The sequence below is a fragment of the Capnocytophaga catalasegens genome, from assembly GCF_026005215.1.
Classification (GTDB): domain Bacteria; phylum Bacteroidota; class Bacteroidia; order Flavobacteriales; family Flavobacteriaceae; genus Capnocytophaga; species Capnocytophaga catalasegens.
The window spans coordinates 1-9,577 of sequence record NZ_BPMA01000035.1 but is presented as its reverse complement, the minus strand read 5'-3'; the positions used below and the strand labels follow the sequence as shown (position 1 = coordinate 9,577).

11 protein-coding genes are annotated in these 9,577 nt (G+C 28.2%); all 11 read right to left on the bottom strand.

What is annotated here, in order from left to right:
• A partial coding sequence (locus OO775_RS09770; RefSeq protein WP_264846900.1) for a hypothetical protein occupies nucleotides 1-390 on the bottom strand: 390 nt, incomplete at its 3' end.
• Between the two features lie 343 nt (nucleotides 391-733).
• Nucleotides 734-1,264 (bottom strand): hypothetical protein, encoded by a 531-nt coding sequence (locus tag OO775_RS09765; RefSeq protein WP_264846899.1) that lies wholly within the window; start codon nucleotides 1,262-1,264, stop codon nucleotides 734-736.
• Between the two features lie 11 nt (nucleotides 1,265-1,275).
• Nucleotides 1,276-1,479 carry a hypothetical protein gene (locus OO775_RS09760; RefSeq protein WP_264846898.1) on the bottom strand — a complete coding sequence of 68 codons (204 nt, stop codon included), beginning with the start codon at nucleotides 1,477-1,479 and terminating at the stop codon, nucleotides 1,276-1,278.
• Nucleotides 1,469-2,362 (bottom strand): YqhG/Tai3 family protein, encoded by an 894-nt coding sequence (locus OO775_RS09755; protein ID WP_264846897.1) that lies wholly within the window; start codon nucleotides 2,360-2,362, stop codon nucleotides 1,469-1,471. Before OO775_RS09755 ends, OO775_RS09760 begins: the two co-directional genes overlap by 11 nt.
• 13 nt (nucleotides 2,363-2,375) lie before the next feature.
• Nucleotides 2,376-3,110: a hypothetical protein gene (locus tag OO775_RS09750; RefSeq protein ID WP_264846896.1), complete on the bottom strand. Its 735-nt coding sequence runs from the start codon at nucleotides 3,108-3,110 to the stop codon at nucleotides 2,376-2,378.
• A 106-nt stretch (nucleotides 3,111-3,216) separates the two neighbouring features.
• Nucleotides 3,217-4,206 (bottom strand): hypothetical protein, encoded by a 990-nt coding sequence (locus OO775_RS09745; RefSeq protein ID WP_264846895.1) that lies wholly within the window; start codon nucleotides 4,204-4,206, stop codon nucleotides 3,217-3,219.
• Between the two features lie 28 nt (nucleotides 4,207-4,234).
• Entirely contained in the window at nucleotides 4,235-4,534 is a 300-nt protein-coding gene (locus tag OO775_RS09740) for a hypothetical protein (protein WP_264846894.1), read from the bottom strand.
• Between the two features lie 330 nt (nucleotides 4,535-4,864).
• Nucleotides 4,865-6,337 (bottom strand): peptidoglycan DD-metalloendopeptidase family protein, encoded by a 1,473-nt coding sequence (locus OO775_RS09735; protein WP_264846893.1) that lies wholly within the window; start codon nucleotides 6,335-6,337, stop codon nucleotides 4,865-4,867.
• A 290-nt stretch (nucleotides 6,338-6,627) separates the two neighbouring features.
• Nucleotides 6,628-7,353 carry a hypothetical protein gene (locus OO775_RS09730; RefSeq protein WP_264846892.1) on the bottom strand — a complete coding sequence of 242 codons (726 nt, stop codon included), beginning with the start codon at nucleotides 7,351-7,353 and terminating at the stop codon, nucleotides 6,628-6,630.
• A 46-nt stretch (nucleotides 7,354-7,399) separates the two neighbouring features.
• A complete protein-coding gene (locus tag OO775_RS09725) occupies nucleotides 7,400-8,326 on the bottom strand; it encodes a hypothetical protein (protein ID WP_264846891.1) in 927 nt (308 codons plus the stop codon).
• Nucleotides 8,327-8,333: 7 nt separating this feature from the next.
• Nucleotides 8,334-9,577, bottom strand: a 1,244-nt coding sequence (locus OO775_RS09720) for a hypothetical protein (protein WP_264846890.1), incomplete at its 5' end; no start/stop codon positions are given.

The window sequence follows — 9,577 nt, the reverse complement described above, 5'->3', positions numbered from 1 at the left end:
AACTCTTTCAACTTTTCCTATACCCAAAAGTTCACCTACTTGAACGGCTGCTTTGTTTTCTACCAATTTAGTTAGCTGAGGATAAGAATGTAATATTAGAGAATACCATTCTCTTATATAAGCTCCTTTTTCTTTACCTTCTTTCCCTTTAATCTTAAATACAGCAATTATATTTGCTTTATCTAATTTACACTTAGAAGTATCTAACGCTACTAAAAGCTCTCCTTTATTATCTATTTTTCCCTTAGTAGAATGGAATGGTTCCCCTTTTATGTTATGGGTCTTAATTTCACTCCAAAGTTTCCAAGTTAGTTCGTTCTGTGTTGTATTTTTAGAATATAGAAATTTATCTCTTGTAAAAAACAATACTTCAACTTCTCTGTTTTTCATATTAGTTGCATATATCTTTAAATGTGCAACTTTTCCAGATTCTATAAATTTTCGTTTTTCAGTATCATCTGAATTACAGAAATACGCTTCTACTATATCCCCTTTATTTGTAATTGTAAGGAGATTATTTTCAAATTCTTTATTTGAAGATACTATAAAAAAATTAGTAATTACTCTTCTGGATACTTTATTTCATAGGACAAAACACATATATTATTTTTCTTTCTTAATCTAATTGAGACAATTCCTAAGGGAACTTCTTTTTCTATAATAATATTGTTTTTCTGTATTGTGTAATTTATATAGTGTTTATTATCATAGAAACTTTTTAGAGGTATTTTTTTTAATAAGTTTTCTGATCCATTTTTCCCTTATATTTTTTATCTACTAAATTTTTCTTTATCCTGATATGGTTACTACTTTTAGATTCTGATATAATCTTTTCCTCATTACTCTTCATACATATTCTTTCTATATTATCTGCATTAAGTAATTTTTCATCAAAACTTAAAACTATAGGATTTTCTATATCAAAAGTTATATTATATAATTTTTTCTCTTTAACCTCTAATGATAACCAGGCAATAGTACTTTCCACGATCTGCTTAGTATCATTAGTTTCTGAAATATTATTCTCAAAATATACTTGAATAAAGATAATATTATTCTCAATTCTATCTATTCTTACAAAATATTTTGGATATAGAGATAAATCTAAATTACTTGATTGTACAATTTTATAAATTATTTCTTCACAATATACCTCTTTTGTACTTTCTTGATTATGAGAAAAAATATTGTTGTTTTGATTCTTTATATTATTACAAGCTATGACTAATCCTATAAGCGAGATAATACATAATATTCTTTTCATGATTTAAATAATTATTTTTTAAATTCTTCTATAAATTTCGCTTTAATCTTTTTTAATGATTCTCGATATAATTTTTGTGCATTATTATCTCTTGCATTGTACCATCTTTCATAATTCCCGTTATATTTTATAATATACTTAGCTTTATATTCCATTCCTGTTAAAACGGAAGGAAGTTTTACAAAATTTTTCTTTTTATTTCTTTCAGGAAGCATAATCTTCAAAAGAGATTTCTCCAAAGTCCTTTTGAGTTCGAATTATATCAAAATCATCAGATGCATTGTTGAAAATATTTGAAACCTCTACTCTGTAAAGAAAAATTTCATTTGTTTTATAATCTATTGAAAAAGTAGTGTATTTTATTTGTACAGGATCTGTAGAGGTGTTTTCTTCAATAGTGAAAAAATGATTCTCAAAAGAAATATTTCTAAATCCTTCTCCACTTGTAATGGTGTTATTAATTATCCTATTATTGAAAAATATTTTTTCTTTTCCTTTATCACTTAAAACTATCTTTATGGTCGCAAAAAGGTCATCTCCTGAATCATAAACAATAAACCTATCCTCAATGCCATCTTTGTTCATATCTATCTTTTTTCTAAAAAGAATCTTTCCTAAATAACTATCATCGGAAGTAGGCATTATATCCCTTTTCCCTGCTAAAATATCATCATTTAATATATTAGAAATTACAAAATGTCCGTCCTTATCTTTTTCTAATAAAAAGTCTACACAAGTTTCTTTTTCATAAGTGTTTCCAAATAGTAAAAAACAACATCTGTATTCATTTTTATTTTCTAAAGGTGTTATTTTTAATGTACTATTGAGAACATCAGCAAAAAAATCTTGTCCCTTTATAAAAGGGTCGTAATCTAATGTCATATCAGCAGATAGTTCCTCAATCTTTTCTAACAATTGCTCAGAAACATATTGTTTAAATAGAACTTCTTGGTTATCTACCGAATCATTGTACGCTGATAAATAAAATGCTTTTAAAGTAGCTATAGCAACTTCTGTATCTGCTACATTATTCGCGTTCTTTTTATCTCTACAACCGATAAAAGCAATTGTGATAAGTATAATAATAACTCTTTTCATAAGCAAAATTTTGTTATTTTTCAATCCACCTATATAAGACATATTTTTTTTCTACTGAATATTGATTTGCAACCCAAAATGAATTTTGCTTAAAATCAGAAACCCATTGTTCCCCATTCCACATAGCAATATGTCCATAAATATGTCCTTTAACAGCGGCAAAAGCTACAATATCTCCTTTCTTTAATTCTATTGAATTGATATCATTTCCTATTTTAGTAAAGCCTGCTCTCTCTAATTTGTCATCTTCATAGTAAGATCTTGCATCACCGTTTAGTCCAAAGATTCCTCCTGCATTTATAGCTTGTCTTACATAGAGAGCACATTTTTTTATAGACTTACTTTTAGCTTTTTTATTTAAATGTTCAACGGCTTTTTCAATATCATATTTTTTTGCTTTTTGTTGTTTGAATTTGCACTCATTTGTTTTAAAAACAATAGATGTTTTTGTGTCAAAAGCTTTTTGTTTTTCCTCATAATTTGTTTTTCCATTTTGTAAAGGAACATCATTACCTATCCAAGGGCAAATATCTTTTTTTACATTTTTACTACCATTTGCTATGTCATATAATGCTTTCCCTTTATATTTTTTAAAATTAAAGAATGACATAGAAGACAATACTGCTATCTCTAAATCTGTACCTACACTTTCAGCTTCCTTATCTGAATCAATAATATTTCTATGCATTAATCTCATAGTGTAATCATTTGCTAATTTATAATTTCCCCTTCCTGTTAACTGAATCAATCCTCTTCCTCTAAAGCGCCAACCATCTCCAGAGGCTTCATTTTTATTACCATTTATATTAGCATATACAAAATTAGCTATATATGTTCGTTTATATTCTCAAAAACTATTTATATATTATTTCGTTTATTTTTTCAGGATCATAATCTTCAAAAAGGATTTCTCCAAAGTCTTTTTGCGTTAGTTGAGCATTGAAAGGCTTTCTCTCATCCCACCAATTGGTGATTTTTCCAAATCGGTGTAGAACAATCTTATTTTTACTATATTTAAAAGTGATATACTTTTCAGCGGTATATTCATCAGGTACTTCAGTATCTAATTCAATGGTGAAAAAATTGTCTTTAAAAGCAATTCTTTTGAAGAAAAAACCTTCCATACTTGGATAGATTTTTTCATTGTGAAAGAATTTGTACTTATCACCTCCTTGATGAATTAACAAAATAACAGGGGCAACCAAAGTCTTATGGTCATCAGACTTTAAATCGTTGTTATTTTTAAAAACAAGAAAGATATCTTTATCACCATCTTGATTGAGGTCGTGTTGATACATTTTTTTCAGCGTAAAGAGCTTAGATTTTTGTATGCGATTGATGACCTCAGAAATATTTTTAAATTGAATCATCTCCCCGCTATCATTTTGAATGATCCCCTCTTCTGTTATGACGATGTCCTTAGGAGTGGTAATATTGGGAGTCTTATTAAAAATCCATTCTTTTATTTTTTTATCATCTAAAAATAAAGACGCTCCTAACTCATTATGGATAAAATTAATATGAGCAATACTCTTAAGATGCAGTGTATCTAATATACGGAATTTTTCTACATCTTCATTTGAAAGAAACTTTTCTAAACTAAAAACAAAATAATGATAGTTCAATGGTTTGTAAACACTATAACAAAGACTATCAGATTTAAAATAACTGCTATTTTTTATACATTCATAATCCGAAAGCTCATCACCAGCATAAAATTCTTTTCCTATAAAAATTTCATCTTTTGATGAATTTTCTTTATCTAAAGATTGCTTTCCCTCTTTCTGGAAAGAACAATTATGCAACAGGAATAAACTTAAAAAGGAAATTATTAACTTCATCATTTTTTGAGTAAGATTTTAGTTTTTAATATCAGTTGTCATACCAATAACGTTCATATTTTTTACCCCCGTTTACTCCATAAAAGTACTCATCAGGTTCTTCTGAAGAGCTATAATCACTTGGAGGCGGGCAGTCATATATCAACTTGTTTAAAGGCTCTTTTTTGAGTTTGTTATCCAATATTGAGAAAATATGTTGAATCTCAAAAAACTCTTTATTGTTTGTAATATGGTATTTCCCTATGGCAATTCCAAAGGAATGTCCTTTTTTATCTAACTGACAGATAGCATAATCATTTGTTGTAAAAACTTTTACCATGCTTTTTATCACTTCCTTACCATTTTCTTTTTTAGTGATAAACACGAGTCTTTCTCTTTGTTTACTATTAGTATACGTGTAATCAGTAAAACTCTTTAAAACCACCCATTCTGAAACTAATACATTTCCATAAAGTACCTGTCCCCTCCATCTATAAAAAACTTATTGTTTAAGCCAAATATTTTAGCTAATTTCTCAGAGCGATAAATCATCGTTCTATTAATCTCTTTTGAAGATTCTGAAAAGTCAGATAAATCTTGAAAAGAGATATAAGGGAGGTCGTTTTTTATTTCTTGTCCTATAGAAAAAATGGGAAAGAATAATAAAATGAAAATTATATAATTATAATTTTCTATGATCGTTTTTGGGAGCACTCCACTTCTTTTTTGTACCATCTTGATAATATTTATAATCAACTGCTTCATCTTGGTCTTTTGTATCATAAGAATTTAATTTTATAAATCTTGCAGGATTGGTTCTTTTGTTTTCCCCTGTACCATAAGCATTCTTAACTGTTGCTATTTCTAAATGCAAATGAGGACTTGGAATACCATTTGCAATGGAACCTGATACACCAGAATATCCAATTATTTGACCTGCTTTTACATATTCATCTTCTTTTACTAATCTCTTGCTTAAATGCATGTAAATAAAAAAGACTTTATCTGTCTCTTTTATATCAATCCCCATTATTTCTCCCTTTGAAAATTCTAATTTATACGTGGATTCAACAACAACACCATCAAGACAAGCATATACAGGAGTCCCATCATATTCATCTTTTATATATGGTAAGGCAAATAAATCTAACCCTGAATGGAATTTTGTATAACCATTTCTAACTTTTCCATAAGCACCATTTACAGGTTTATAATTACCTCCAGAATTATATTTTGTTCTCCTAGGATTGTCCACAGGATCGTGCCACCCTTTACTGTGTCCCCATAAGCATTCATCTATTTTAAAAACTTTTGATGAGGAATTATTGAAAAATATTATTTTTTCAGCATGATTTCTAGATGGTTTTCCATTGGGATCAGTAGCTCTTACATCTTTGCCCACTTCTTCACAAATAGATTTTGTATTTCTATTCCCATTTGCTAAAATATTTATCTTTTTCCACTTGAAGAAAGCCATTGATGAAATTACCCCTATAGCAATATTAGTCATTACCAAATCTGGATTTGCTATAATATCAGCATTTTCTTTCTTTGTATAAGTATTTGCATATTGGTAGGCACTTCTTCCTGTAAGTTGTATAAGTCCTTTACCTCTAAAAGTCCATCCATCATTATCATAAATATTTCCTAATTCTTTTCCTTTCTGAAAAGAAGGTGAGTACGCCCAATTTGCAATTTTTTTCTTATTTTCAAGAGAAACACTTTGGTATTTTGGATTTGTTTTTCCATTTATCTTTGAATTTCTTTCAGCTCTACCCCATTCTTTTGCTTTTTTTCTTCCTTCTGTAGTTTGAAAAGCTCTAAATTTTTCAATCAAATCCTCCCAATAATAATTAAATCCTTCTCCAGATTTTATATCTAACTTAAATCCTGTTTCTATTGCTGCTTGGGCGAAGAAGTGTGCTTTATTCCAACAAGTATCCATATGTAGCTCTTTCATATATTTTGTATAGGTATCGGCTACAGTTTTTAATGTATCTTCTTCTGCTTTTGGGAAAAGTTCTCTTAGTTGTGCTACAGTAACGGGTGCTGTACATCTCGGGCAAGAATGTCCTTCTTCCTCTAATTCAACTCTTTTAACTTTTCCTATGCCTAAGATTTCACCAACTTTTACAGCTGCTTCATTTTCTGCCAATTTAGTTAGCTGAGAATAAGAATGTAATATTAGAGAATACCATTCTTTTATATAAGCTCCTTTTTCGTTGCCTTCTTTTCCTTTAATCTTAAATACAGCAATTATATCTTCTTTGATCCATTTGTATTTAGAAGTATCTAACTCTACTAAAAGCTCTCCTTTATCATTTATTTTTCCCTTAACACAATTAAAAGGTTTTCCTTTTATATTATGGGTCTGTATTTCACTCCAAAGTTTCCAAGTTAGTTCATTCTGCGTTGTATTTTTAGGATGGATATAATAAACAGAAACTAAAAAGAATTAGTTGTAAGATCTATTATTCCTTCCTCATTTCTTTTATAAAGCTTGTATAGTGTACTTCCTCCTATTTCATAGTAAAATAATTCAATTCCAATGGTATCATTAGATATTTTATACTTTATATCAGATTGTTCTCCTATTTTATAGACTGTATCTTTTTTAGGTAGTTTTTTTAGTAGCTCATCTTCTAAACCATATTTTATTTTCAATGTATCATACAAAACTTCAAATTCTTGATTAGGGAAAGTACATATATATTTAATATTTCCCTTTTTATCTGTATAATTAGTGCAATTAGGTTCTTTATTATAGTTAATATCACATTTCTCTTTTATTTTCTTTGTGTCAAAGAGCATTTTGTTAAAACCTATTTCTTGAATAGAATTATTATATGTAATATTATACATTTTATTATCTTCAACACAAAGTAATAACCAAGCAATGGTATTTTCAACCACTTGTTTGGTATTAGGTTCATTCTCATCAGTGATATCCATATCAAAAAAAACTTTGATAAAAATACTATCTCCCGAAATACGATCTATTCTTGTGAAAGCTTCGGGGTAATGTTTCCAATCTAAAGAACTTGATTGTACAATTTTTGAAATAATCTCTTCACAATCTAATTCTTCCTCTTGTTTATTTTGATTGTTATTATCATTACAAGAGAAACAAAATAGAAGTACTAATACATTGAAAAATATTATCTTTTTCATATTGAATACAATATTTTCTACTATTTTATTTACATCTTTCTTCAAGTCACTTTATTTTATCCAACTCTTCACTTTCAGTTCCTATGTTGATAAAATAAATAGGAGCTCCTGATATATAGTAAAGACTATCAATACATTCAAGGTATATAATCCCCATCTCATCAAGCTTGCTATCAAAAACTATCTTAAGCTTATTGTTATCTATAATAGAGGCTTCCATTTTCTTATATTCGTATTGGTCTTCATCTTCTTCTATGATAAGATCTATATTGTTTAAATTTTTAATATTAATGATATACTGGTATTTTATATTATCTTTATTAAATGTACTAAACACGTATTCTCCTTTAAATAAATCTTCTAATTTAGGATTGTAATTATAATCATAATCGTCATCTAAACTATTCCTATATCTATATTGTTTTTTGATATCATCCCAATAAACATAAAAACTTGATTTTTCAGGAATAACAATTTCGACAATATCCTTTTCATTTTTTTGACCTGTCTGTATATAACTCCATATTCCATTTTCAAATTGGTCATAAATCACAGATTTTACAGTTTCTTCTTTATAGTCATCAGTCTTATAGACAATATAGGGAGTTTTTATTTCCTTTTCATAACTATGAAAAATAACCAAAAAAGGAAATATGTGTTTAGGATAAGTGCCACTTTTATATTCTTTGTAATTAACTATAACAGCTATATCTTTTTCATTATCATAATTGAAATCTCCATAACAGACAATAGGACACAATGATTTCTTTTGAATCCTATAATAGTTCCAGAAATCTTCACTAAATTGTTTCTGAATATCAATCAATTCAAAGTCTTTATTTGATTGAATATAAGCTAATACATTATTAGGGATTATACAATCTCTCAATTCCTCTTTTCTTTGTTTATTTATATGTTTATTGTCACAAAAAAATAAAGTAGATGCTATTATTATTAAAAAAACTATTCTCATTTGATATTTAATTTACGTGTAAGTGATCTTTATGATTTGAAGCGTGTTTAGTACCAGGTATTTTCCCATTATCCGCATAAAAAACTGTAAATTGTTTTGTCTCTTTTAGTAATTCTATAAATCTTGAATTTATTTTGATATCTTCAACTGTTAAGCTGTTTATATCATTAGTTCCTTCACCATTTACTGTAAAAAATTTACAATCAAATGCCTCTCCTCTACTATGAGCTCCCGTTTTACTATGTCCTAAATTATATGAAGGATTATAAGCACTACAATCATTTATATGTAGTTTTTGGTTAGGAAACTCTTTTACCAAATTATAAACTGCATCTGAAATGGCAGAGGCTTTTTCTGGTTTTATCCAGTCGTCCCCGTGTTTGGCACTTACAGACTTTGAACCATCTTTTTTAATATAAGAATATGTATCTTCAGTACCATAATTGATGATATAAGGATTCCCAATTTTAGTTACTTGTACTAATCCAAACTCATTTATAAATAACTCTCCTTTTCCTAAACAGGAGAAATAGGTAGCTCTATTTTTTTCACCTTTTTCATATAATTCATTAACAGCTTCCTCAAATTCCCAAATGTAAGATTTCCCTTTTCTACCTTTATAATAATGTTTTTTTCCTTTTTCATCAAAAAAGTATTCGTCTTTTTCTCTTTTAAAAATAGGGTTTGAATCATATGCAGCATTTGTATCATCATAAACTACATAATTCTTATTTGCTCCTTGTCCACAAGCTATAGGATAATTAACAGCCAAATATAAATCGGTCATTGTTTTTAGCTTATTTTCAAACATTTTTTGCTGAAAAAAGGCTTTAACATAAGTTAACTGCTCCTCTGCAGACATTTTAATTAATTGAGAACGTTTAATATCTAAACTTTCTGCTGCTGCTTTCCCAAACTGTATTAATCCCACATACCCTGATTTAGAATCATCTTTATGTTTCCCAAATGTCCCTATTGTAGGACTAAATTTTGTTGCAGTCTCTAAAGCGATTACAGCCATCAACCAATTAGCCCCTTTATTTTTTTCTTGAGGGAGTCCTATTTCTTTTGCTATCTCTACTATTTTTTTTCTAAATTCACAACTTACCTTATTCCCCCATATCAAATCATATTGTTTACAAATGCATTCTTTTTTTTCTAATTCAACTCTTTCAACTTCTCCTATGCCTAAGAGTCCACCAACTTTCACAGCAGCTTCATTTTCTGCTAATTTAGTTAGCTGAGGATAAG